Below are 25,322 nucleotides of genomic sequence, written 5' to 3'. Positions count from 1 at the left end.
AAGAAGAAGGATTGTTACCCGCATAAAATACATGAGCAGAGTTTATATGATCAACCTGATAGCGAAGTATTCCCCCATTTATACCAAACCCATAAAACTGATGTTCATTGTCTCCGCCCCATAGTATTACTTTTCTATTAGCAAGTGAACTATAAAGGTGTATCTGAGCTTTGGGATTGTTGATAGCTATCCCTAAAAATCCAGAAGAATCTAATTTCGTTAACTGATTAGCTCGATTGAAATCGTTTCCCTGCAATGTTATATTAGCAGGTAAAACGGCACTTGGTATTTTAGCTTCCCCGTTGGTTTGAACTAACTGACTAGCACCGTNCGTAGTTACAGTAGTGGGTAGAACAGAAACAGGTATTTTAGCTTCCCCGTTGGTTTGAACTAACTGACTAGCACCGTTAAAATTATTACCTTGCGTAGTTACAGTAGCGGGTAGAACAGAAACAGGTATTTTGCTTGTAATATCAGTCTGAACTAATTGTGTGGCGCCATTGAAAGTATTGCCTTGAATTGTGGCACTAGCATGTAAAACTTTAACTGGTATTTTGCCTGTATAATCAGTCTGAACTAATTGTGTGGCGCCATTGAAAGTATTACCTTGTTGAGTTAAATGTAGATCGTTTGGATTATACTCCCAAAAACTATTGTGTGTTAGCTGACCAGTTCCAACATATGCTCTTTTACCAATTGAAAAGCCAACGGCAGAAGCTGTCGGCCCCATCCCGGCATCTTTTTTTTTCGTCCAGTTACCTATGGGTTGGCCTTCTGTGTCCGTACCAAATTTAGTACTGGTAGGGTCATATTCCCAAAAATCTTTAATGAAAATACCTCTAAATGTTCCTGTCCCAATATAACCTTTATTGTCCAAAGAAAATCCAACAGCCCTATAGCCAGGCGTACCAGTAAAATAAGCCTTAGACACCCACACATTTGTAACAGGATTATATTCGTAAAAGTCTCCTGTTAGAACATTTGGATTATAATTAATGAGTCCTGTCCCAATATAACCTTTTCCACCTATAGAAAAACCGACTGCGCCAGCTCTTTTTGCTGCCGGAAATTCTGCTTTTAGTATCCATTGTCCTTTTGGATTTCCATTGGCATCATTTCCATTAACAGTACTGGTAGAGTCATACTCCCAAAAATCATTATAAAGAATATGAGTATAATTTCTACCTGTCCCAATATAACCTTTATTATTTATTGAAAAACCAACTGCATCATATCGTGGAGTTCCTGCAAAATCTGCTTTTTGAGTCCATTGATTGGTTAATAGGTCATACTCCCAGAAATCTTTTAGACTAGCATTGTCATCAGAACTAGTCCCGGTTCCAATATAACCTTTATTGCCAATTGAAAAACCAACCGCAAGGTGACGGGCAACTCCACCAAAATCTGCTTTCTGGGTCCAGCTATCGGTTAATGGATTATATTCCCAAAAATCTTTTAGAATACCATTACCTAGTCCAGTTCCAATATAACCTTTATTCCCAATTGAAAAACCCACTGCTCCACTACGGCCAGATCCTCCAATATCTGCTTTTTTTGTCCATAAATCTGTATTCTGAATCTCCAGGCTGCAGAGTTTCTGCCAGTTATCTTTCTGATATACATTAAAACAATCATCGTCGGTATTATAAATCATTTGCCCTTTAGCAGGAGAAGCTATTGCATCACGTTGCGCTTTTGTCAATCTCGGCACATAGACGCCATCAGTAGCCAGTGTGGTTGATTGGGCAAAAACTTCATTGCCTGAGAAACCTATCAGCCGTAACAGAAAAAGAGAAAATATGATTGGGAAAAAGTTGCTTTTTTTCATCTTATTTACCGTTCGAGTTTTGTAAAAGTAGACTCTTAAGTACCTCAACATCTTTGCGGATACTGGCGTTGTCTTTAATTATTATTGTATTCTGTTCACGAATCGTATTATTTTCCTTTTTCAATTCCTTAATCGCCTCAACCAATACGGGGGTCAGTCTGGCATAATCAACCGATTTGTAGCCCTTCTCATCTGTGTTAACCAACTCCGGAAACAAAGCTTCTACTTCCTGTGCAATAAACCCAATCTGACGACTCTCAGAAAAATTCTTCTCCTTAAACTGCTCTGTCTTCCAGTAATACTGAAATCCATTCATTTGCAATACTTTTTCCAATGGATTATCAATCGTGGTGAAGTTTTTCTTATAGCGGATATCAGAAGTACAGGAAGCACCTGTGCTCACCATATTGCCATTCAGGCATGCCCCTCCGGTACCATTAATACGGAAAAGTTCCCTTGAAATATTAGCATTGTCAGCTGCATAAAATACATGGGCTGCGACTGTATTATCAATCTGATAGCGAAGAATACCACCATTGACACCCAATCCATAAAACTGATGATTACTGGCAGAGTTAGCGTTATTTTGCCAGAGTATTATTTTTCTATTGGCAAGCGAATCCGTAAGGTGTATTGGGGCTTTAGGGTCGGCCACACCTATACCTAAAAACCTGTTAGCATTTAATTTAGTGAGTCGATTAGCCTGATTAAAAGTGTTGCCTTGTCTGGTAATATCAGCTGGCAAAGTAACATCTGGTAAAATAGAAGCTGGTATTTTACCTGTGGCATCTGTTTGTACTAATTGACTTATACCATTGAATATATTGCCCTGTTGGGTGAAATTGGGGTTATTAACATTATATTCCCAAAAGCCTTTATAATCGTTAGAACTATCTGATTGACCAGTGCCAATATATCCTTTACTACCTATCGAAAAACCAACCGCAAAAGCTATACCTTCTGAACCCACATCTTTTCTTTTTGTCCAGCTACCTTTAGGTTTGCTATCTTTACCCAAGCCGTTGATGGTACTGGTAGGGTCATACTCCCAGAAATCTTTAAAATAACTATTATTATTGTCACCTGTACCAATATAACTTTTGTTACCTATAGCAAAACCAATGGCGCAATATCGTGGTGCTCCACCAAAATCAGATTTTTGTATCCATTCATTATTTGTAGGATTATATTCCCAGAAGTCTTTAACAAAATTATTACTATCATCGGAGCCTGTACCGATATAACCATTGTTACCCATTGAAAAACCAACCGCACAATACCGGGCAGTTCCTTCAAAATCCTTCTTTTTTGTCCATTTTCCTTTTGGGTTTCCATTAGTATCTGTGCCATTTGCAGTACTTGCAGGATCATACTCCCAGAAATCTTTATAATAATTAGTACTAATATTTTCAATACCACCTGTACCAATATACCCTTTATTGCCAATTGAAAAACCAACCGCACAATAACGGGCAGCTCCATGAAAATCAGCTTTCTGAGTCCATTGATTTGTTTCCGGATTATATTCCCAGAAATCTTTAACAAAACTATCCTCATATTTGCCAGTGCCGATATATCCTTTATTACCAATCGAAAAACCTGAGGCATAACTACGCCCGGTACCACCAAAATCCGCTTTTTGCGTCCAACTATTAGTTGAAAGGTCATACTCCCAGAAATCTTTCAGACTCGATCCTTCATACCCCGTGCCTATATACCCTTTATCTCCAATCGAAAAACCCACTGCTCCTTCACGTTCTCCTCCTCCAAAATCAGCTTTTCGAGTCCAGCTATCTGAGGTTATCATATCAAACCCACAGAGTTTTTGCCAGGTACCTTTCTGAAATACATTAAAACAGTTATCATCGGTATTGTAAATCATTTGTCCAATAACGGGAGAGCTTATTGCTTCCCGCTGAGCAGTGGTCATTTTCGGAACATAGATGCCGTCAGTAGCAAGGGTTACTGATTGAGCCAGAGCTACATTTCCTGAATGGCAGATTAATACAAGCCAAAGCCTGCATAATACAATTGAAGAAGAGATAAGTTTTTTCATGGATAATTCTTTTAAGACAGACTTTCTTTCATCGGAATCTGCTAGCTGAATAAATAATTGATACTAAATAACTAAATGCTATAAAGGCAAATAAAAAAAGAGGGGAGTTTGACGGAATCCTGTAGGCGTTTGGTAGAATTTTGTGAGTGAATTTCACTGTAAATGCAGAGATTAGTTATGTTAATTGGCGAGTTCCAGATGCTGATGGCTTAACTATAGCCGTAATATCAGCGCAAGACCACAGATGCACTGCTTTCAAATACCCTTTTTACTGTATTCAATTTCCGTCGTGAAATAGGCAGTACAGAACCATTATACATAGTAGCTTCGCCAACTTTACCATTATCTTTTATTGTAGAGATGCGCCTGATATTAACCAATGATCCCCGGTTAATTCGAATAAAGTCCTTATCAAAAATGCGTTTTTCTAAAATTTTAAGCGTAAATGATGAGAGTATTTTACGATTGTCGATGGTGTGCACATGGGTATAGTTCCAATCTGATTGAAGATAGACAATATCGTCGGTGTTAATTCGGTTTTTATTATTCAGCCGGAGACTTTCTTGCAAATCACACAAAAACCTCAGATTTTCTTTTTGTATAAGAGTCATAGTCATATCATTTAATGTCAGGCAAAGTTTAATAATCAACCGAAATAAGTAAATGATATGGTGCCTGATGAGGAAATAGAGGAGTTCGGCAGGATTTTGTAGGAGTTTGGCGAAATTTTGTGAGTCAGCCCATATACGTATTTATATTTTTAGCTGAATTCATTATCTTGCTTGTTAATGCTATGGGCTGTCTCTAAATGAATAAAATAAGCTTATTGATTCTTTTCTTTTCAGGATTTCAAACTCTTTTGGCTCAAACTAAATCAATTACTGATTTGAGAGGGGCATTGCGTACCTCTCACCCTGATACCAGCCGTGTTAAGATTCTGTATGCTTTGAGTGATGCTTACAACAGGCAGAGCAAAAGTGATTCTTCTGTTTTCTTTGCCAATGAGGGAATAAAACTGAGCGAAAAACTAAAGTTCTACAAGCAAACCGGACATATATACAGAATGAAAGGGATTGCCCTGGGTCGGAAAGGTGAATATGAAAATGCATTATCGGCTTATCAGACAGCGCTTCAGATGCTGGAAAAAACTAACGACCTACCGGGTGCTGCGCAATGTTACGGAAATTTATGCTTGTTATATAAACGCCTGGGTGATTCGAAGAAATCAACTGAATTTACCAAAAAAGGTATAGAATTGGGCCTAAAAGGCCTGGCAATTAGCGAAGCTATTCAGGAGAATAGCATTATAAATATGATTAGTAACAATCTGGGTATTGCTTACAGAGATTTAAAGGATTATGCCAATGCCCGGAAATATTATTTAAAAGCAATAGCCTCAGAAAAAGATAGTTTAAAACTCGGCAACCCTTTGTCAAATTTAGCGCAGTTATATATTGATGCTGATAAAGACTATGACAAGGCCATTCAGATATATCAGCGGGCCGAAAAGGTTAATATAGCCAATAAAAACTATCCACTACTGGAACATACCTACAGAAATATGGGAATGGCCTATTCATTGAAAGACGATCATGAAAAGGCAATTGCCTATGGCGAAAAATCTGTTAAATTAGCTGAAACAGTAAAAGACCCTCACCGCTTGTTTAATGCGCATAGTGAGTTATACAGGTCATACAGAAGAAAAGGAGATTGGGAAAATGCCTTGAAAAATGTGAATCGGTATAGGAGTATTAAAGACTCTCTGGACGAAATAACAAAGTCGAGAGAAATTGTGACATTACAAGCTGATTTTGAAAAGCAGAAAGCTGAAGCAATTGCCACCATAGAAGCAGAAAAACAACGAAGAATATCGGAAATACAAATAGAGGCAGAAATAGAAAAAACAAGACAAATAAAGCAGATTGAATCGGATGCAGCTGTAGAAAAAGCACGTTTGGTTACCGAAATCAATACCAGATATGAGACAGAGAAAAAAGAACAGAAAATCAGCGAATTAAACCTACTGAATGCCGTTCAGAACAAGCAAATGCAACAACTTTTAGGTGGCATAGTTATTTTGGCGTTATTTATCGGTGTCTTATTCTGGCTATATGGCATTATCAAGAAGAGAAACAGAGATTTAGCCCTTAAAAACGAAAAAATCAATCAGCAATCTCAGCAATTAGAGGTACTAATGCGGGAATTGCACCATCGGGTAAAGAATAACCTGGGCATTGTATCCGGTTTACTTTTTTTACAGATTAAGTTTCTGCAAGACGAAAAGGCTATTAAAGCAGTAAAAGAGGGTCAGCAAAGAATAGATGCCATGGGTTTGATTCATCAGAAACTATATCAGACCGAAAATATAGAAAAAGTAAATATTCAGGAATTTGTGGCAGATCTGGTTGATAATCTCATTCGTATTTATGGATTCGATAAAAAGAGTCTGGCACTGGATTTTGATATTGACGATACAGATTTAAATGTTGATATAGCCATCCCACTCGGACTGATTATCAATGAGTTACTTACTAATTCTTTTAAATATGCGTATCTCGATATTGCTAATCCTGAGTTAAGAGTGCATCTGAAAACAGATAAAAATATTGTACTGGAAGTAGCCGATAATGGCAAAGGCCTGGACATAAAGCAATGGAAAGAAAAGAAAGGTTCGTATGGAAGACAATTAATTAATACCCTGAGCAATCAGATAGGTGCCGACCTGACTGTAGAAAATCGCCATGGTACGCTTTTTAAATTAACGATTCCAAAAGAGAATAATTAAAAAAATAATCCCTCAAAATAATTACTCTTGTGAACGATGACCGTATAAAAATCCTCATTATAGAAGACGATGGAATACTGGCTATGACGCTTAGCGATATGCTCGAAGAAGAAAATTTTAATGTAATAGGTATGGCAAACAATGGCAAAAAAGCCATAGAATTAGCCAGAAATAATCCTGTTGACTTGATTTTATCGGATATTAATATTAAAGGAGAGATAGATGGCATTGAAACAGTTAATGAGATTCTGAAATTTAAAAGCTTACCTATTATCTATCTGACGGCCATTTCAGAAAAAGAAACACTCAACAGAGCCAAAGAAACACATCCAGCGGCTTATTTGAATAAGCCTGTTATTTTAACAAACCTGCTCAATGCCATAGAATTGGCTATTCATAATTTCAGAAATTACTATAGGAGTACCCCTAAAGAAGAAACTAATCCTCAATCTAAAGCTGAAACTGAGACGATTCTCCAAATGGATGATTATGTCTTTATCAAGCAGAATTACAACTTTATAAAAGTGTATTTAAATGATATTCTATTCATCAAATCTGATGATTCTTACATTACTATTCAGACAACAGGCAAAAAATATACACTTCGTTTATCTCTGACAAGTGCCTTAGAACGACTCAATTTTTCTAGATTAATAAAGGTTCACCGTTCTTTTGCAGTGAATGTCGCTAAAGTAGATAGTTTCAACGAGCATGAAATCACGATTACCCAGAATACTATTCCTATTGCAAGAAATCTGAAAGATGCTTTCATGGCCTCGTTTAAGCAGAAGTAAATTTACAGCTTGCTCATTCACTTTTAATAATCTTACCAATTGTTGTAGAGTATTTGCAGTTCAATTATCAAGCAAGCTAAAAACGAATGGTTTGATAGGAGAGAGGTGCTGCCCAGTTTGAAAATTATAATCCAGAGTATAATAAATAGCTCGTAGAAATGCGCTATTGGTATAGCCACTCAGCTTTATAGAAAAGTTGTAATAATAAAATCGGTGAAAATGTTAATGGTTTCCAAAGTCCCAATACTGATAAAACGTAATAGCCAACCACAGACAGCAAACACCCTGATAACATCAGAAGTTTATTATTTGTTTTTATGAATAAAACTAAGAAACTGTTTGAGTTAATGTTGTTCCGTTCAAAATAGCCATTTTGAACGGAACAACATTAACTCAAACAGTTTCTGAATGATCTGATTATATTTTATCAGAAACCCTCCGTTCATATACGCTAAACCACTTCATCAAAAGTTTTGAATGATTCTCATTATAAAGATAGGCTTCAATGGCTACTTTATTAGTCGTAAAATCAATAATGTCACACTCAAAACTATACACCCCTTTCTCTATTGTGTCCCTGAAAAAATAGTGAGTAGTATAAGTCAGGTTCATTTTCTTTCCGGATTTAAACTGTCTGAGAGATTGAAAAACATAGTCTTTCAGTAGGTTTAAAAGCTGATTGATGGATACCTCATTTTGGTTTGTTACTTCATTTTCAATAATGACTTTATAGTAATAATTAAATTCCCGTTTATTATTTCTTGAATTAAAAATCATAGATACTGGTGGGTTTAGAATTCTATAATAAATCCGATACTTGGGGTGGGCCTTCCTGATAAATTATCTAAAATTAATGGAATTGCATTTGATCCGTCAGACTTAATACTTTGCCCGTCATTTGTTTCAAAGTCAGAGTTATCGGCTTTACGTTTAAAGGTAAAATAAGGAATAGACGCATTTTTAAAGGCCAGTACATTCTGTACGTCTAAGAATACATCTAAGGTCCAGCGGGAATAATTCCATTTTTTATCTATGCGTATATCCACCTGATTAAAGGCTTTCAGACGAACCGAATTTAATCGGGTATAATCAAAAATCCCTTGTCCGAGTGTCAGATAATTTTGCTGAGACGTAGCCAGGTCATAAGGGGTGTAGGGACTACCGCCTGCAAAGCGATATTTTACGCCCAGCTCCCATTGTTTATTTAATTTAAGACCATAAATAAGTGAAACCAGATGTCGGACATCCCAGGCAGAGGGTCTTAGAATAGTATTTTGTCCACCAAATTTGCTACGAACAAAGGTATAAGAAAGCGTCAGGAAGTTACGTTTCACAAGTTTCTGTTGAACAAAGAACTCAATTCCATACGTCTGACCTTTGCCTACAGACCGTACAGCTTCATTGCCAATGGCGCCAAAATCGCCTCCCAGATTAGCTAAGGAGATATTATTCAGCGTAGTAACCGGATAATTGCGGTAATCTTTATAAAAGCTCTCCACGGTAAATCTCAGGTCCGGTTGAGGAAGATACTCTAAACCCAATGCATAGTGTATGGTATTGATATACTTATTGCTACGGTTGGTATAATTATCCTCTACATCCTTAAAACCCAGTACGGTATAAATAGGTATTTTATAATAGCTTCCCCAGGCGGCATTAAGTCTGAAATTATTCCTGAAAGGTACGGAGACAGAAAGTCGGGGTGAGAGGGTTTTTAGCGGATTCTGACCTTCATCAGTAAAACTGTTCATGTCGGTTCTGAGTCCGGCAGATACACTCATCTGATTACCAAAAGTTTTTCCTACCTGTGCAAAAGCCCCATACTTCCAGAAATTAAGGTCAGTCATAAAACGATAGGCTATTTCAGGCCATATAATAGTCCCGCTTTCGTCTCGTACTTCATTCCTGATTTTCTGAAAGAAATCATTCCGGTAATTCACATACTGTATCACTCCACCTACACTATAAGTAAAACCATTCTGAGATTTTTTCAGATATGCCCGGAGTTTGGTCTCCATTTCTTTCGATTGGGAAAACAGGTTCTGTGATTGCGGAGTAGGATTATTGTTGTCTTCATATCGCACTAATGAATTATTCAGCTCATTACGGCTCAACGCAAGATTAATGAACCCTTTATTAATCAGATGTTTGATAGAGGCGCCCGCTGTATAATTCCACTGATTGATAAGCGAAGAATTGCGGAAGATATAAATGTTTTCAGGGCTGGGGTCTTTGGGTAAAGCAAATTTAAAATCATCAATGGCTCCCAGACCTATGAGGTTAAGTGTTGTTTTTTCTCCTAATTTGTGCGTAATTTTCGTCTGAAAATCCCAATAATTGGGCCGGATGGGCAGGTCTATCAATTTGAATAAAAGTTGCAAATAAGACCGACGTCCCGAAAGCAGGAAATTAGTTTTATCACTGATTTTCCCATCAAAGGTAGCCGCCAGTTCGGTTGCACTCAACCGGATATTGCTTTGCAGACGCTCAGAGTTACCTACCTTCTGGTTGATTTCAAAAACACCCGAAAGTGCATTATCGTATTGCGCATTGAAAGCAGAGGTACTCAGTTTAATGTCTTCAACAAAAGCAGTATTGATGATACCTGCCGGCCCGCCGGCACTGCCTTGTGTAGAAAAGTGGTTGAGGACAGGAATTTCGATGCCATCAAGGTAATAGATATTTTCGTTTGGTCCTCCACCTCTCAAAACAATATCGTTTCTAAAACCGCCACTCCCCGTAGTTCCGGCTACACCCGGCAGAGCCTGAATTACTTTTGATACATCAAAATTACCACCAGGATTACTCCTGATTTCTTCAACTGTAAGCGATTGTACAGAAAGTGGTGTAATCACATCAGATGCAATAGCCGATTTTTCTCTTTGATTTTTTACTGTTACTTCGCCTAAGGCAGCAGTCTCGGCCTGTAAATCAAAATTAACCGACTGCGCATTACCGGAAGTCAGATTGATATTGTATTTAACAAGTGTCTGATAGCCTACAAACGTAACTTTCAGGTTATAACTTCCGACAGGTAGTGACAGACGAAAGTTGCCTTCTATATCGGTAGTAGTACCTTGAGTAGATTGCTCAACACTTACGGTAGCACCAATTAATGGCTCCTGCGTATTTTTGTCAATAACCTTTCCGTAAATATTCCCTATATTTTGGGCAAAAACAGAAAAACTCAATAAGACTAAGAAAAAAATAAGGTAAAATTTAGTGGTTTTCATACTAAATGAATTAGATTAGTTTTATATAGAACAAATTTGTCTGTTTAAATGTTTTGTATAAAACAAAATATTTTTTATTTGTATGACATAATACTATTTTTAATTCTAATGATTCTGACTATCAAGCTATGGACTATACTATTTTAAAAGAAATTATTGCTTTGGCAGAGACTTATCAGAAACAAACGAATGCTCAACGTTGGCAGAAAGAACAATTTGTTTCATGGATAATCAATGAAGCCAATCAATCACAACAGGGTGCAGGTAATCTGATTCCTTCACAAAACGGCTTGATCTCCATGTTTTTAGGAATTGCTTATAAATATGCGCAGTTTTATGCCCGCAGGGTTTTTCGGGACACCGAAATCTACTCGCTTGATGACTTTGCCGTATTGGTTTCTCTATTTCCTAACAAAGAATTTAAGAAAATAGATGTGCTTCGGATGTGTATTCAGGAGAAATCGTCGGGTAATGAAGTCCTTAAACGAATGCTTCGTGAGGGCATGCTACAGGAAAGAGATAATCCGTCAGATGCCCGCTCAAAGCTCTTGTCATTGACCGACAAAGGTCGCACACAATTTGGCCTTATTCAGAATGGAATTCAGAAGATGTCAGGGCATATCGTTGGAAACCTGAGCATGGAGGAAAAAAATCATTTATTGCAAATCCTCATGAAGCTCCATCAATATCATCATCCCTATTTCGAAGAGAATAATGAAGAAACTCTGAAACAATTATTAAACTGATTGTACCTCATGCCTGGTCATATTTTTAATGACCTTATTCGTGATTGCTTCCTTATATTTTTCGAGTTTTTTATCACTGAATAAACACTATTCCCTTTATCTGCTTACTTTATTTAAAGATTTTTATTTTCACAAGCAAACTTCAGAACATGACTATAATCTTTAATAGCACAGCACTTCATCTGGCAAGACAAAAGCGAATGGGTTAGGAGAGAGGTACTACAGGAGTTGAAAGGGGTAATTGTAGTAGAATACGTATTGATTGTTAAAGAAAAATCGACAGACCTATAGCCAGGCAGGCCTAAGGTTGTCGATTTTCTCTGAAGATAAAATTAGGGTGATGTGTCAGACTCAAACCATAATCCTATACAGCTATTAATATTTAAGCTAAACGAGGAATCCTGCATGGAGATTCCTCGTTTGTTTTTACTTATTAACTGTCACCTTCTGATACGTCTTCTTATCTGCTGTAATCATCTGTAAGAAATAATCACCTTTTTTAAGCGTTTCCGTTTCAATTTCGGCAGTATAAGTGCCTGCTTTGTAGTGGGTATTGTCTATCACTTTCAACACCTCGCCTGCAAAGGCGTTATAAAGAGTTAATGTTACCTCTTCATCTTTATCTAAGGTAAACTGAAAATAGATTTTCTTGTCGCTCACCGCAGCCAATACATTAGGTTCATAGCTGATAGAAGAAATAACCTGAGTAGTAGGAATACCTGGTTCGGTATTGAAAGAAGGCGTATTGTCAGTATCTGCCGTCAGTTCCGGCGTATCTTTTGTAGGGATACTATAGCCTGACGTTGCCGGAGGACAACCTTCTATAATTGCTTTGAAAATCGCTCCTGATTTCACCTCAAAACCAGGTTTCATTACCACTGACTTGGCCCCTTTCATCGTTACGTTTGTTGGCGAAACTATTGTTCCATTAGATTCTAACAAAGATTTATGATAAGTGCCTGCAGCTATTGAAGTATTTCCATCGGTATTATTACTTACAGTATATACATTACCTCCATTCAAACAATCATCCGCATCATCATTCCGGATAATCCCGGTCATGCTGTAACTTGCCCCTATACCATAATCTCCCCCTTCATTCACCGTGATGATGACAGTTTCGTCGCCTTCAAATTTAGTGTCGCCTATAGGGTCAATCAGCAATCTGGCACTCTTCTGACCAGACAGTATCGTAATAGTACCAAACGAGCCGTTAAACTGATTGGAGGTGATTTTTTTGCCATCAACACGATTGGCCGGAAAGAATGAGGCAGTATAATCAGTGCCTGCATTGGCACTGCCCGACACCGAATAGTTAATAAGAAAATCGTTTGGCGCAACAGCTGGTAGATTGAAATAGAAATCTAAGGTTCCGTTGGCGTTTTCCAGCATAGAAATAGAAATACTACCCGCATTGGTCAATACTCCTGACTGAACCGTAGGTATCGTATTATTTGAATTCATTGAAAGCGCCTTGTTTCCGGTAGCCGCCACTGAGTTACCCAAAATAAATTTCCAAGAATCGGGTGTCGTTTTCACGTTGCCATACAAATCCTGTATATTCTGTAGCGTTACTCTGATGCTATCTGCTGTGGCACCCATAGAAGCCAGCGGTACAATCATAATCTTATTATCAAAACACCCTAATTGTGCTGCGATAATCGCGTTTGTTTTCAGGTTTTTAACAACCAGATTAGTGTTATTTAAATTGGCACAACCCAGGGTTTCATTGAAAGTAGCTGAAATCTGGTCTCCGACTATATAATTATCGTCGGTAGGTTCCGGACTTCCAAACAATTTAGGCGCCACTCTGTCTATGATCCCTGTAATTGTCTGAGAATAAGTAACATTGCTGGCACACAACAATTTTAACCGAAGATTGTATTTTCCGTCCGGGATACCGCTGATGTCCCAGTTTACTTGTGTTCCACTTGGGCTATTAGATAATTGAGCTGCCGTTTTTGTAAAGGCAGTAGACCAGTTGCTTGTCCCCTCTTTCGAATACTCTAAAGACACATTCGTCAGGTTAGCTATTGTATAATCTTTCATAGTAACCGGAATAACATTTGTAATGGCGCTAAAATTATTATCCGGCGCAAACAAGGTTATATTGCTGCAAGGGCTATTGAAAAATGCACTTAATGAGACCGATTTTTTGATAGAACCATCGCAGGCATCCGTAAGGTTGAATTTGAGTCCGGTATAAGAATAAACATTCGACGCACCTCTTTTTACTTTTACAATTACCTGCACACTGCCCAGATAAGCAATGGTATAAGGTGTACTACCCACAACAGGACTACCCCCGATAGTTACAATCGCCCCTGATGGGTTACTTGACTGGTCGAATGATAGCAGGTAGGTACGGGTTTCAGCACTCTGACTAACGTTAGAAAGCAGAAGGGTGAATTCGGCTTCTCCAGCTGCCGGAATGTTTGAGACTGAGGGAACAGCACAAACTAATTGCATTTCGTCGCGTGGTTGGGTACCTGCTTCCCACGGACAACTTGAAGTACCAGCTACCAGTTGAAATACAGGTGTATCATATACAGGGTCTTTTTTAATATCAATTGAAAAATAATCGCCATTATCGCCATCGTCAAGTACATATCCCGTAGTAGTCGACTTAATAGTAGCATTGGTTGTGCTGCCACCTGTTTCTACTTTCGAATTGATAATTACGCCTCCACTTAGTCCGCTACCTCCAATTTCCATACCTAATTCTGTAGCCAGTTCCTCGTTTACCTCTAATCCAAACTCAATTGTACTGCTTTTGGTAGAAGATGTAGTAGTGGTAGACTGAACTGCTCCCGCAGCGCCATCAAAAGAGATATTTTTTTCGAAAGGAGCTCTTCTTTTATTGTTGGCATTATTGGCTAATGTTTGCTCCCATACCGATACCTGATTACTATATCTGGCTCTTTCAGGAGGGGTATTAGACGGATTATCTCTGAAAGCTCTGAGTGTAGGTATCACCGTATTTACGATATGGTCTTCTGAATACACATATTCGGTAGCAAAACCATCCGGAGCAATAATGAAATCATCTTTAAGCGTGAGTATACATGAGTTTTTATAGGTAAGTACATGCGTTTTTGAATAGAGAAGATTCAACGCCGAGCCAATATATACATCCCCCTGGGCACCCACTACGTCTTCATTATTGGCAGTTGAAAATAACTGCGTATTTGAGATGGAAAGAATCGACTCACTACTGGTTACATTACGTGCACCTGTATTGATAGAACCCTTGATACTGCCCCAGAATGCACTTTCTACCGTTAAACCGATGCCTGCCTCGAATTTAGTTCCCAGTTTTACATCTACCCAGCCATTGGTATTATCACTTTCTGACCTGAAAAACCGGATCGCTTCTTCACTTGTTTTGTTCGATTCCCAGAAACTATAGCTTAAATCTCCTTGTGGATCGTGCAATATTTTAAGAGGCAATTCAGGAGATACAGTAGTAAATGTGCCTATATCTGATTTCAAGCCTGTTACCACTACATTTTTATTGATGTCGGTAGCCGGCCTTTTATATTTATCAGCGTATTGCAGGTTAAAAGTTTTGAAATACGGACATACAATGTTGGGTAATCCGCCTTTCAGTTTTTTCGAAATAGTACCCGTTGGATTGGCAAAAACAAAATCCTGATTGGTATCGTCTTGCTGAATATTGGTATGCAGGTAGACCAGACTATCTTTAGCAGGACAGTTTTTGGCAGGTGCTCCCTGCCATACTTTGATAGTAAAGGCCGTACTATCGTTCTGAACCATTAATGAATAAGGCTTAGCCAATTGCGCCGGGGTACAAACATTACCACTTGGGGTACAAATGGTATTCAGACCAACTACTTCTAACACAGGAGGTCGGACATAGACCAGATTTAGTATTTTGTCTTTTTCATCGATATCACGTGTAAGTGAATCTTGTCTCAGGACTATATTATTAAAAAAATCTTTGACATCACCTGGATCCAGGTCTGTACCTGTACCGCCGCGAATGAAAGCCTCAAAACTAACCTTATATTTTCCGGCTGGCAGCGTAATGGAATAAGCACCGGAAGTAAGGTTTGTAGTAACCATTTTAGCTAGACAGCCTGTTACAGGGTTTCCATTCACATCGGGTAAAATCTGAGTGAATTTGAGCGTAGCCTGCCCGATATATTCATTACATCCGGCAAAAAAAGTTCCGGAAATGGTATGCGTAGTATTGTCAACGAAATTAACATCGGCTATTGACGGACTATCTCCAACAAGCAATGTCTTCTGGGCTGGGGTAAATGTATGGTTTTTGTACCTCGGTTTGATCGTATAGTTACGTTGTTCATCCATCGAGAGCGCATAGGTGCCATCGGCAAGGGTTTTATTGCCTAAATAAGTATTATCGACCAGAAACTCAACATTGGCCACCGGGCATACCTTTGGATTCTGAACCGTGCCTCCCACACAAGTAGCACACTCTTGCGTAACTTTTCCTAAAACACTAAATACAGTCTTATCAACAAAATTGGCATCTGGTGGCACAGGCAATGTCTGGCTTACCGTTCTTGTCAGCGAAGCTTGCTCAAAAATATGATCCCCTTTAGATGGTGTTATCGTAAAATTGGCAGTGGCACCCGAACCAAGAGCTGTTGAGCCATAATAAACTCCCGGAATGGCATAGGTACCATCAGTTGAGGTAGTAGTCGTATATGTTTTATTGGCTAAACCACCAGTAACAGCAGTGGTCCGTTTAGCTGAGATAGTTACATTATTAATTCCTGCCCCGGTTTTACTGGTTACCCGGCCTTGCAAAACCCCGTTAGGATTCACTACCGTGACAGTCTGTTCATTGGAGTAGACCGCTGCCAGGGTAGGACAAATATTAGTTACTTTTCTTCTGAATTTGGTTGTGGCAGTTAGTTCAGGTAAAGCATAAGTCTGGTTAGTTCCGGCCGATGCAACAGGCCCCCAGCCCCCGCCCTCATCTTTTTCCCAGCTGATAATTATATCCGGGGTTCCACTGGCATTTGTTGTGGATGTCATTGTGCCGAGAGGTAGCTCGCGGGGTGAGGGTATCATGGTTCCGCCACCAATAGCTCCGGCAGAAATAGTAGGGGTATATCTGGCAAAAGTAACTACATTACTTCCATATCCACTACCGCAATCATGTGCTTCCCTATAAAACTCAACCACTTCATTATTTCCGATATTACCCAGATTTGAGGCACTTGCGCCATTGCCTGCGGCTGCATAATCAGCCCATGCACTCCAGCTTCCACCATTAAAGGTTCTTCTTTTCCAGTAATAAGTAATGGCACCAAGGGTTGAGGTTGAATTGATAGTGCTATTGATGGCCGGAATAGTAGCATTCGGACAAAGAGAAAGGCTTGTGCCATTATTAGATGAAATAGCAATGGTACCACCTGTAACAGATACGCCGGAAACCTGAAGCCCAAGTCTGAAATCTCCAATACTTGCTGCATTATACCCTTCTACAATAACACCATATAGTCCAGGACATAAATCTAATTGTACATATGAATTTCTACCACCACCACTGTCATCGTCTCCAGCTATATAGCTATTAAAAGTCCCATTCTCATTTAATCTGACTACATGCAAATAGGTATCAAAATTGGTTTCGCCGTATGCAGTAGAAAAAATAATTCTTTTAGCATCTGTGATTCTGAATTTATAAGTCACGTCATTTCCATCTTTGAAATAATCAGCGGCTAAAGTAGTCCATTGGTTTTTATAGCCTAAATCTGCATTAGCACCGGCTGGTACGCCTCTGTTAGTATTTATATGTGCATAAGATGTATTTGACAAGGTGCCAAAATCCAGGGCCGATGTTCTTTCGCCATTGGTAAAGCGCCAGGTAGATTTTATTCTTTCCAATGTATTATTGGTTCCTCCTGATATATCCTGATGTGCATACCAGCTTGCCTGTGTATAACTGGTTGCAAACCTGTAACCCCATCCATATCCACGATTATCGTCGTCGCTATCCCAGTTACATTCACTTCCGGCATCATCTTCCCAGGTAAAAAAAGTAAAATCAAATCGCCCGTTTGTGCTACCATAGAGCGTACCGATATTATAATCTACCACTGGTCCCCAGCGGTTTTCATCGGTATGATCTGTATAACAGGTTTTAGGCTGGTTACTTGCACCTGAAGAAAGATCAAACAATATGGGCGCCTCACCAAAACCGTTATTTAAAGCAACTTTTGCTGTATGCGTTTGTTCTCCTGCTGTAGTTGGGTCTGTACCAATATATCCATACCCCTGAAGATAATGTATTTCCAGCGTATAACTGCCATTAAGAACTTGTGCAATGGATTGCCTGCTAAACGTAAGGAAGAGTAATATGCAGACGACTTTAAAAATTTTAAGTAAATGTGTTTTCATAGTATAGCATTTAAAATTTAATTAAAAGAAAAGTTATTCTACTAATCCGAACGACTCGTTTTCGCTTCACCAAAGACATAGCAATACCCGCCTGTTCTTTTTTAGAACAGATATATTCACTTCGGCTATGTGTGTGAAGTAATTGCGCTAAACTCGCGGCTAACTAGACTTGAGCTGTCGGGACGGGTTAATAATTGCTGATTTAAAATATGTTATCAACAATAGTAGGACGATGAAATTTGCTGAATCTGATACCTTTTTTATCTCAGTAACTAAAGATAAATATTTCTGAAATACATACTTTTAATGGTTAGTTTTACTATTAATTCTAAATAATGACCCGAAACTAAGCATATAAATTCTTTTTTGGTTGAAATTTTGTCAATTTTTAGGGAACGGTGAAATACACAGCTGATTGAAGTCAAAAAAACTTTCAATAATTATGAGATAGGGGATATCTTCAGAGGGTTCATTTTTAAGTCAACAATTCTCTAAATCCAAAAAAGTACCTTTGGACTTTTTATTTTTCAATGATAAAGCTTATTCAGAAATAATGAAGGAGTTAAGTTGGTTCAGGTAAAATCTGCTTTTAAAAAATAGAAAATTTGAATCTCTTTTAAAAGATACCTGGCATAGATTGGTTCCCTCATTGGGTTTAGGGTATTCATTTTAAATACTTTGCTATTTCCTTACAATCAACCAAAGCAAACAGGCGGTAAGCAAGGTCATAGGGGTAAAAACAAGTCTTTCAAAGGCAGTTTTTGCCATTAGGTTACCGACCGTATTCAGAACAAAAAGAATCAGGAACATCCACAGAATAATATTCAACAATCGCTCCGGGATAGTATGCTTGATATATCTGGCTTTAAGTAATAAGACAGTAACAAAGAATACGTTGATGGCAATCGATACGGCTTCAAACAAATACATTTCTTCAACGCTATTCAGTTTGCCAGCCCAGACAATCGTATAAGGTATTAATTGTGTGATAATGCATAGGTGAAAGACAATGACGAGTGAGAATAAACCTAGTAAAATGTTTAATGCCAGCGATCTGGTTATTTTCATAGATGCGTTCTTGCAGTAAATTAAGAATGGGAGCAAGTTAAAAATTCTACATCTATGAACCTATTCTCCTATATTATTTTCCGGTTAATTACTAAATTAACGTTAATAGTTCTCCCTCTTTAGGGGTAAGAGGTAAAAAAATAGCCCTAAAGCAAATGCTTTAAGGCCGTTTTTGCAATTCTCACAAATTTATCAAAACCCTAAACCGATAGTAAAGGCGCGTACCGTATTGGGCAAGTCAATAGTTTTGGTGGCTGCCCCCGACATCAGGTTGATGCTGTAAAGAGCCGATTTATCGCCTACTTTTAATATAGCATAGGCCATGCCGCTTCTGCTGCCAATATCAAAACCCCCTGCGGCTTCGGCATTAATGCCCAGACCACCTACTTCTACCTGTGTACCATTATTAGGTGGGTCTTGCTTATTGAGTTTGTCGGTCATGCTATCTATATTATATAGCACAGTAGTAGCAGCCCCTGCAAAATTGTTAGTATAGGCCGACGCCGTTACGCTTGGTGTTCCGGGATTAAGTATTCCGTCGGTAGCAGCAATTACTCCGGTTTCAGGATGTAATCGAAGATTCTGACCGGTATTACTGATACAACGGATCCTATCAACTGTCGGGTTAAAATCAAACCCAAAACTGGTTCCTGACAAAAGTGTGGCGAACGGAGCAGTTCCGATAGCAGCCGCGGCACCTGAAGCAGTATTAATAACATACAGTCGACTTGAACTGCCTAAAGCATATAGTTGTCCTGTAGCAGGACGCATATCAATCCCTAAAATAGTTTCTCCGTTTTGCAAACCTGTAATGGCTTTGCTCACTGGAGTGCCAGCTTTTGTTACATTAAAAATCAATAAGTTGTTTGATTCGTCGATACCATAACCCACCGGTGCGGTTGGAATAGCCAAGCCATTAATATTGCCTGACGGCAGATTACCTAGTTTAGTCAGTTTGCCCGTAGCTAAATCTACCTGATGCAATTCCCACTTACCACCCACCATTACAGCCGTGAGCGCCAGGTCGTTTTCAGGACTTATATCAAAGCCTGCCGACATAGTTACGTCTACGCCCAATGCGCCTACCTCTACCAAAGTCCCATTATTAGGCGGGTCTTGTTTATATAATTTATCTGATTTCGGGTCAATGTCGTATAAAACGGTAGCAGTCGCTCCTGCAAAGTTGTTGGTATAAGCTACTGCTTCAATACCCGGGCTTGAACCTCCATTAATAGTGCCGTCAGTAGCTGCCACAGCCCCCGTTTCTGGGTGTAAACGTAAATTCTGTCCGCTACTGGTTACTAATCTGATTCTATCAACGGTTGGATTGAAATCAAGCGCAACTGCTGAACCATTCACTACAGGATTAAGAGCAGCAGTACCCACTAGACGGGCAGAGCCATTATCCTGATTGATTACATAGATTCTATTTTGAGAACTTACGCCGTATAATTCTCCGGTGGCAGGACGGAAATCAATGGCCGTTAGCATATCATTGGTTTGTAAGCCTGTAATTGTAGTAGTACTTGCAGCAGTTTCGGAGCTTTTGGCATTAATTTTTATTAACTGTTTGCCATCTATTAAAGTAAAGAATGTTATATCGGGCTTAACGACATCGATAGTTTCGCTATCATCTTTACATGAAGAAATGGCAAAGCTTAGAAAAAGAGCTAATGTGGAGAGTCTGATTGTTTTCATAAATGTGTGTTATTGTAAATACTATGTTGTGAGTACTTACGGAAAAAGGTAATCTATGGTTTTAATTTTGTTTTAATTTGATTTTAATCTTGAATCGTATATTGCACTTTTCTGGAAATTAGACCAAAAGAGGTTTAGTTTAATACAGAAAAGCCATCAGAAGTTTTCTGGTGGCTTTTCTGTATTTAATAAAAAGTGGAAGATTTTACCTATTTCAACCGATAACTTATACTGTCACCAATCTTAATCATTTTTTCATTCGGGTCTAAAACCATTTCCAAAGGCTTTTCAGCATGGCTTATTTTAATATTCGTCTTATTATGCACAATAGGAAAGCTTATCACCTGTGGCTTACCATCCTTAAAAGAAAACCCTATTTCAATAGTACCACTAAAATCCACGAGAGTCTGCTTCCCCATGCCATCTTCCCGGTATTTATTCACAATTACTTCGAAACTTGTTTCATATTGATTACCGACCTGCTTTGTTTTGATAGATTGAGCCACAGGTTGGTAGATGATAATCTTTTTAAACAAATCATCAATGGCAGGGTGCAAAGAGGTATCCGTAAGGGTATAGACTTCATCCAGAAAATCAGTGGTAATAGGCAGGGTATTGCTACCTGCATATTTCTGATAGATATTCCGCAAAGCCTTATTTACTTTGTCTTCACCTATCAATTCGGACAGCTGATACATGGTTACCATGCCTTTTGAATAGAACTGATGCAGATTGCTATAATTGGTTTTATAGAGCGGTTGTTCATCGCTGAAACCTCTGTCGCTTAGGTAGATGTTTTTATGCATACGTACATTTTCCAACACACGCTTTTGCCCATACATTCGTTTTACGAGCATCAATTCGGTATACATGGCAAAAGTTTCGCTTAAAAATCTTCCTCCCTCTCTTTCGTCAGGTACAAACTGCGTGCTTCCCCACCATTCATGAGAAAGCTCATGTCCGGCCAGTTCATTAATCACATCCTGCTGCTTATCGCCCTTGACATTGGCATGAAAAACCATGTTTTCAGTCATGAATATAGTGGCCGGATAGGCCGTAGCTGCAAAGCCTTTGCTAAATGCCGAGATTTCAGCAAAACGAATGGTTTTAAAAGGATATTTGCCAAAGTTGGTCTCGCAATAATCAAGGGTATTCTTAGCATTGGTTATCAAACCATCCACGTTTTCAGAGTGAGCCGGATGATAATATACCTCAATACCAATACCCCTATGTTGTACCTTTCTAACAACATAATCAGCTGAAGAAACCCCGAATCTGAACCGTACAGGCATATCGGTTTTATAATGAAAATAGTTACGATTATTGGCTTTCCACTGCTTCATTAATTCACCTACTCCAATAGCAATCTGGTTAGCAGAAGTAGATAATTGCATGTCTATGCTGAGCCATTCTGCTGCTTCTTCACGAGGCGCTTCCAGACTTTTATGAGGTGTAGCCTTGCCCAGATTGCGTGTTTTCCGCTCTACTTCATGAGCAATCTCATTGCCTGACTGATAACCTAACTGCGGGAAATAATTACTGATACGCATAAATGCCCCATTTTCTACAATGGCATTAAAAGAATTAACACGGCTGAAAGCATTCCAGACATAACTAAATGCAAAACTAGCCTTAATACTATCGTGCGGCTGTAAAGGCTTATCTAAACTTATCCAATAATGCCCGTATACCGAATCGGCTTCACTCACTTCCAGATGTGCCACTTTCAGATTTTTCAACGAAATCTCAGGGTCGAGATAAAACAAAAGTTTATTAATGGGTTGATTGGTACTGTTTTGCAAAATGTATGTAGCCGACACCTGATATGCATTGCGTTCAGGAAACAAATCAATACTAGTTTTCACAGCTTTGATATCAGGCTTAGGTAGATTTTGAAATGCCCTATATTTTTTCTCATAATTCGCCTGCCATCGGAGGGTGGATTCTTCATCTGTTATTTCTAAGCGGTTATTCACAAAGAAGCCCGATGTAATGGCTATAAGCAAGAATGCTAAAAGACTAAGTGTAGTGCTTAATTTCCAAAGTCTTTTATTTTTTTGCTGCAATTGCACAATTAAAAGTACGATGATGAAAGTAGCACAAATACCAAACAACATTTTCCAGTTGAATAGAGTGAGGTAAGCCCCGTAACCATTCATGGCGCTGTATTCACCGCCAAAAGCACTACCAATTCTAAGTAATGGATGTTTGATATGAATGGCGGTTCCGATACTGGTGGTAGTGAGCAAAACAAAAGCAGTAGCAGCAATCAATCCTACATACCTGTTTCTGATGATTTGTTGAATAGCTATGATGATGCCCGAACTGAATATTAAGGGCAAACCTGCTAAATAACCTATATAAATATACGTATCAAATTCGATATGTGGATATTGATAGACTATCTGGAAAACAATGCCAGTGATTACAACCCCTGTGATTAGTAAAAGAATGATACAAGTCATCGAAAACCACTTAGCAACGAAGCGTACAAACAGGTTTGCAGGAGTAGTATTTTCTATCAGATGAAAATTTGAGCTACGGCTACGCCAGAGTAACTCGTTGCTGTAAAACAAAATAACCATAGTACATAGCGCAGGGAAAGTTTCCAGAATAGTATTGACCATAAGTCCGGTACTTACATAGTTTTCTGGGATACGGATGCCTTGCTCTATCTCGCCATACATTTCCATAGACACAAAGAAAACAATACCTATCAGAATCAGCACAAAGGGAATACTCTTCAGTACAAAAGTCAGGTCAATTTTTACCAGACTAAGCAGTGATTGGGCTTGATGGCTGAAACTGAAAACCTGAGGTAAGACTATTCTGTAAGGTAGAAGAGTAGTTTTTACTTTTGTCGTTTCTTTAACATTCTTGCTTTTCCCATCTACTGAAAATCTGAATAAACGATGGGCTGTTATCAGCAATAGAAAAGAGAATGCTATATAAAATACCCTGTTAAAAAGCATAATACCTGTCAGGGCTACTACCGTAGTATTGCGCTGAATAGCAGACCATAGCAAAGTCTGATGCAAAAAGGCCGATAAACCAAAGGGGTCAAACTGGGCTGCCATTTGCATTGATTCTTCGGTAGGAGGTAAGCCCCCGGCAATTAAAGGAGAGCCTGAAAAAATGAGTGTTACTTGATAGGCAATAAAAATAAACAGGCCGGAAATATAGACCAGAAGTTTATTTTTGGTCAGCAAGCCAATGCTACAAACAACAGCTGAACAGAAAAATGTGTTAGGAACGGTAAGCAGCAGGAAAGGCTGAAAATAATACCAGAAATGAAAAGGGCCAAACTCACTGGCATCAAAGCGTGACATCTGCTGCCCAATAGCAAAACCTATAACTAATAGAAATAAAGTAAAAGCCGTAATACCAAAAACAACCAAAAATCTGCTCAGAAAGAAATTGAGCTTCTTCAAAGGTGTAGCATACAAAACCATTGAAAAATGATGTTCCTGTTCACGGAACAGCACCTGTGCAGCTAACATACTTGAAGTGAAAATGCAGAAAAGCGATAAATACCCTAAGATATAGGTAATGGCAAAGGGAGAGTTTCGAAAAGTATTTTCGGTAGTGAATGCCGAAAATGACGAACCACCTACAAAACCCAAACCCAGAAAAGCCAGTAGAACAATATATATCCAGACTCTTTTAAAAAAGAGACTTAGTTCGAATGCCAGTAGATATTTAAACTGTGTGGTGGTTTTCATGCGGCCAGCTTTTGTTGGTTCATAATAAAGAAATAGTAGTCTTCAAGGGTAGGAGTGAGAACCTCAAAATGACTATCTGGTCTTTTGTCGGCATAGACATGAATACTCAGTTTGCCCTCAGTCAGTTGCGTAGAGATAATGCTGAAATGCTGCTCGTATTCGGCCCTTTCTTTTTTATCGATGGTCTTTTTCCAGACTGCCCCTGCCAATGAATCCACAAAATGAGAGGGTTTGCCTTGTGCAATGACTTTTCCCTGATGCATCACAGCCATATTTGTACAGAGATTTTTCACATCTTCTACCAGATGGGTTGAAAGAATAATGATAATATCCTCACCTATTTCGCTCAATAAATTATTAAAACGGTTGCGTTCTTCGGGGTCAAGCCCGGCTGTAGGTTCATCAACAATTATCAATTGAGGATTGCCCAAAAGTGCCTGTGCAATACCAAACCGCTGGCGCATACCACCCGAAAAAGTATAGACTTCTTTATTCCGATGCTGATATAAGTTAACTTTATCCAATAACGCCAATACCTGCTCTTTACGGGCCGCTTTGTTAACGACTCCTTTCAAAGTGGCTAAATGATTTAGTAAATCGTAAGCTGATATTTTAGGATACACACCGAAATCCTGCGGCAGAAAACCTAACTGTTGCTTAATAAAATCAGTATCGGTAACTATATCTGTACCATTTAATGTAATACTGCCACTATCCGGGCTTTGTAAGCCTGCAATAGTTTTCATTAACGAAGATTTTCCGGCACCGTTGGGGCCTAGCAGGCCAAACATGCCATTACTGATTTCAAGGTTTACCCCCTCAATGGCTTTCACGCCATTGCCATAGGTTTTGTTGATGTTTTTGAGTGATAGTTGATTCATAATTTTATATATTTTAGGCAATACAATGCCAGGCTCCTTTTTGAGGAGCTTTTTTTATTGGTTCCGTTTTTCCAGGATTCAGGCTTTTACTTATGCAAAAAAGGTTTTCACCCTA

Annotated in this window: 13 protein-coding genes; 3 read left to right on the top strand and 10 right to left on the bottom strand. The window is 38.7% G+C overall.

From position 1 onward, the window contains the following. Window positions 1-331: 331 nt before the first annotated feature. The 3 genes from D0T08_RS18225 to D0T08_RS18215 form a co-directional block, all read right to left on the bottom strand. On the bottom strand, window positions 332-1,828 hold a 1,497-nt coding region (locus D0T08_RS18225), incomplete at its 3' end, for a hypothetical protein (protein WP_229238992.1). Window position 1,829: 1 nt separating this feature from the next. Next, a complete protein-coding gene (locus tag D0T08_RS18220) occupies window positions 1,830-3,884 on the bottom strand; it encodes a kelch repeat-containing protein (protein ID WP_116984112.1) in 2,055 nt (684 codons plus the stop codon). A 227-nt stretch (window positions 3,885-4,111) separates the two neighbouring features. Beyond that, window positions 4,112-4,495 carry a LytTR family DNA-binding domain-containing protein gene (locus D0T08_RS18215; RefSeq protein ID WP_158561295.1) on the bottom strand — a complete coding sequence of 128 codons (384 nt, stop codon included), beginning with the start codon at window positions 4,493-4,495 and terminating at the stop codon, window positions 4,112-4,114. Window positions 4,496-4,743: 248 nt separating this feature from the next. Here D0T08_RS18215 and D0T08_RS18210 point away from each other — a divergent pair, with 248 nt between their 5' ends. Together D0T08_RS18210 and D0T08_RS18205 are read left to right on the top strand one after the other, a co-directional pair. Beyond that, window positions 4,744-6,669: a tetratricopeptide repeat protein gene (locus D0T08_RS18210; protein WP_158561294.1), complete on the top strand. Its 1,926-nt coding sequence runs from the start codon at window positions 4,744-4,746 to the stop codon at window positions 6,667-6,669. A 29-nt stretch (window positions 6,670-6,698) separates the two neighbouring features. Continuing rightward, window positions 6,699-7,463, top strand: a complete 765-nt coding sequence (locus tag D0T08_RS18205) for a LytTR family DNA-binding domain-containing protein (protein ID WP_229238991.1) — start codon at window positions 6,699-6,701, stop codon at window positions 7,461-7,463. A 417-nt stretch (window positions 7,464-7,880) separates the two neighbouring features. Here the strand turns inward: D0T08_RS18205 and D0T08_RS18200 are convergent, their stop codons facing one another. Both D0T08_RS18200 and D0T08_RS18195 read right to left on the bottom strand, forming a co-directional pair. Beyond that, complete coding sequence (locus D0T08_RS18200) at window positions 7,881-8,240, bottom strand: hypothetical protein (protein ID WP_116984109.1); 360 nt, start codon at window positions 8,238-8,240, stop codon at window positions 7,881-7,883. A 14-nt stretch (window positions 8,241-8,254) separates the two neighbouring features. Next, on the bottom strand, window positions 8,255-10,696 hold the full coding sequence (locus tag D0T08_RS18195; RefSeq protein WP_116984108.1) for a TonB-dependent receptor: 2,442 nt from the start codon (window positions 10,694-10,696) through the stop codon (window positions 8,255-8,257). A 128-nt stretch (window positions 10,697-10,824) separates the two neighbouring features. On the opposite strand from D0T08_RS18195, the gene D0T08_RS18190 reads away from it, so the two are divergent. Continuing rightward, window positions 10,825-11,442 (top strand): MarR family winged helix-turn-helix transcriptional regulator, encoded by a 618-nt coding sequence (locus D0T08_RS18190; RefSeq protein WP_116984107.1) that lies wholly within the window; start codon window positions 10,825-10,827, stop codon window positions 11,440-11,442. A 426-nt stretch (window positions 11,443-11,868) separates the two neighbouring features. Here D0T08_RS18190 and D0T08_RS18185 read toward each other — a convergent pair whose 3' ends face one another. The 5 genes from D0T08_RS18185 to D0T08_RS18165 all read right to left on the bottom strand — a co-directional run bounded on the left by D0T08_RS18185 (window position 11,869) and on the right by D0T08_RS18165 (window position 25,207). After that, the gene (locus tag D0T08_RS18185) at window positions 11,869-17,838 is read right to left on the bottom strand and encodes a 3-coathanger stack domain-containing protein (RefSeq protein ID WP_116984106.1); all 5,970 of its coding nucleotides are present in this window, start codon (window positions 17,836-17,838) and stop codon (window positions 11,869-11,871) included. A 681-nt stretch (window positions 17,839-18,519) separates the two neighbouring features. After that, window positions 18,520-18,906, bottom strand: a complete 387-nt coding sequence (locus D0T08_RS18180; RefSeq protein ID WP_116984105.1) for a hypothetical protein — start codon at window positions 18,904-18,906, stop codon at window positions 18,520-18,522. Between the two features lie 192 nt (window positions 18,907-19,098). Further along, window positions 19,099-20,604 carry a DUF4394 domain-containing protein gene (locus D0T08_RS18175; protein ID WP_116984104.1) on the bottom strand — a complete coding sequence of 502 codons (1,506 nt, stop codon included), beginning with the start codon at window positions 20,602-20,604 and terminating at the stop codon, window positions 19,099-19,101. Window positions 20,605-20,813: 209 nt separating this feature from the next. After that, window positions 20,814-24,326, bottom strand: a complete 3,513-nt coding sequence (locus tag D0T08_RS18170) for a M1 family aminopeptidase (protein WP_116984103.1) — start codon at window positions 24,324-24,326, stop codon at window positions 20,814-20,816. Next, window positions 24,323-25,207, bottom strand: coding sequence for an ABC transporter ATP-binding protein (locus tag D0T08_RS18165; protein WP_116984102.1), 885 nt, complete (start codon window positions 25,205-25,207; stop codon window positions 24,323-24,325). Before D0T08_RS18165 ends, D0T08_RS18170 begins: the two co-directional genes overlap by 4 nt. Window positions 25,208-25,322 lie beyond the last annotated feature (115 nt).

Origin of the sequence: Emticicia sp. C21 (assembly GCF_003418935.1) — a bacterium.
GTDB lineage: Bacteria > Bacteroidota > Bacteroidia > Cytophagales > Spirosomataceae > Emticicia.
The sequence above is the reverse complement of the archived record's forward strand: the minus strand, read 5'-3'. Positions and strand labels throughout refer to the sequence as shown.

Coding starts and splice junctions, on each gene's coding strand:
- D0T08_RS18220 (WP_116984112.1), bottom strand. CDS start 3,884: ATGAAAAAACTTATCTCTTCTTCAATTGTATTATGCAGGCTTTGGCTT.
- D0T08_RS18215 (WP_158561295.1), bottom strand. CDS start 4,495: ATGACTCTTATACAAAAAGAAAATCTGAGGTTTTTGTGTGATTTGCAA.
- D0T08_RS18200 (WP_116984109.1), bottom strand. CDS start 8,240: ATGATTTTTAATTCAAGAAATAATAAACGGGAATTTAATTATTACTAT.
- D0T08_RS18195 (WP_116984108.1), bottom strand. CDS start 10,696: ATGAAAACCACTAAATTTTACCTTATTTTTTTCTTAGTCTTATTGAGT.
- D0T08_RS18190 (WP_116984107.1), top strand. CDS start 10,825: ATGGACTATACTATTTTAAAAGAAATTATTGCTTTGGCAGAGACTTAT.
- D0T08_RS18185 (WP_116984106.1), bottom strand. CDS start 17,838: ATGAAAACACATTTACTTAAAATTTTTAAAGTCGTCTGCATATTACTC.
- D0T08_RS18180 (WP_116984105.1), bottom strand. CDS start 18,906: ATGAAAATAACCAGATCGCTGGCATTAAACATTTTACTAGGTTTATTC.
- D0T08_RS18175 (WP_116984104.1), bottom strand. CDS start 20,604: ATGAAAACAATCAGACTCTCCACATTAGCTCTTTTTCTAAGCTTTGCC.
- D0T08_RS18170 (WP_116984103.1), bottom strand. CDS start 24,326: ATGAAAACCACCACACAGTTTAAATATCTACTGGCATTCGAACTAAGT.
- D0T08_RS18165 (WP_116984102.1), bottom strand. CDS start 25,207: ATGAATCAACTATCACTCAAAAACATCAACAAAACCTATGGCAATGGC.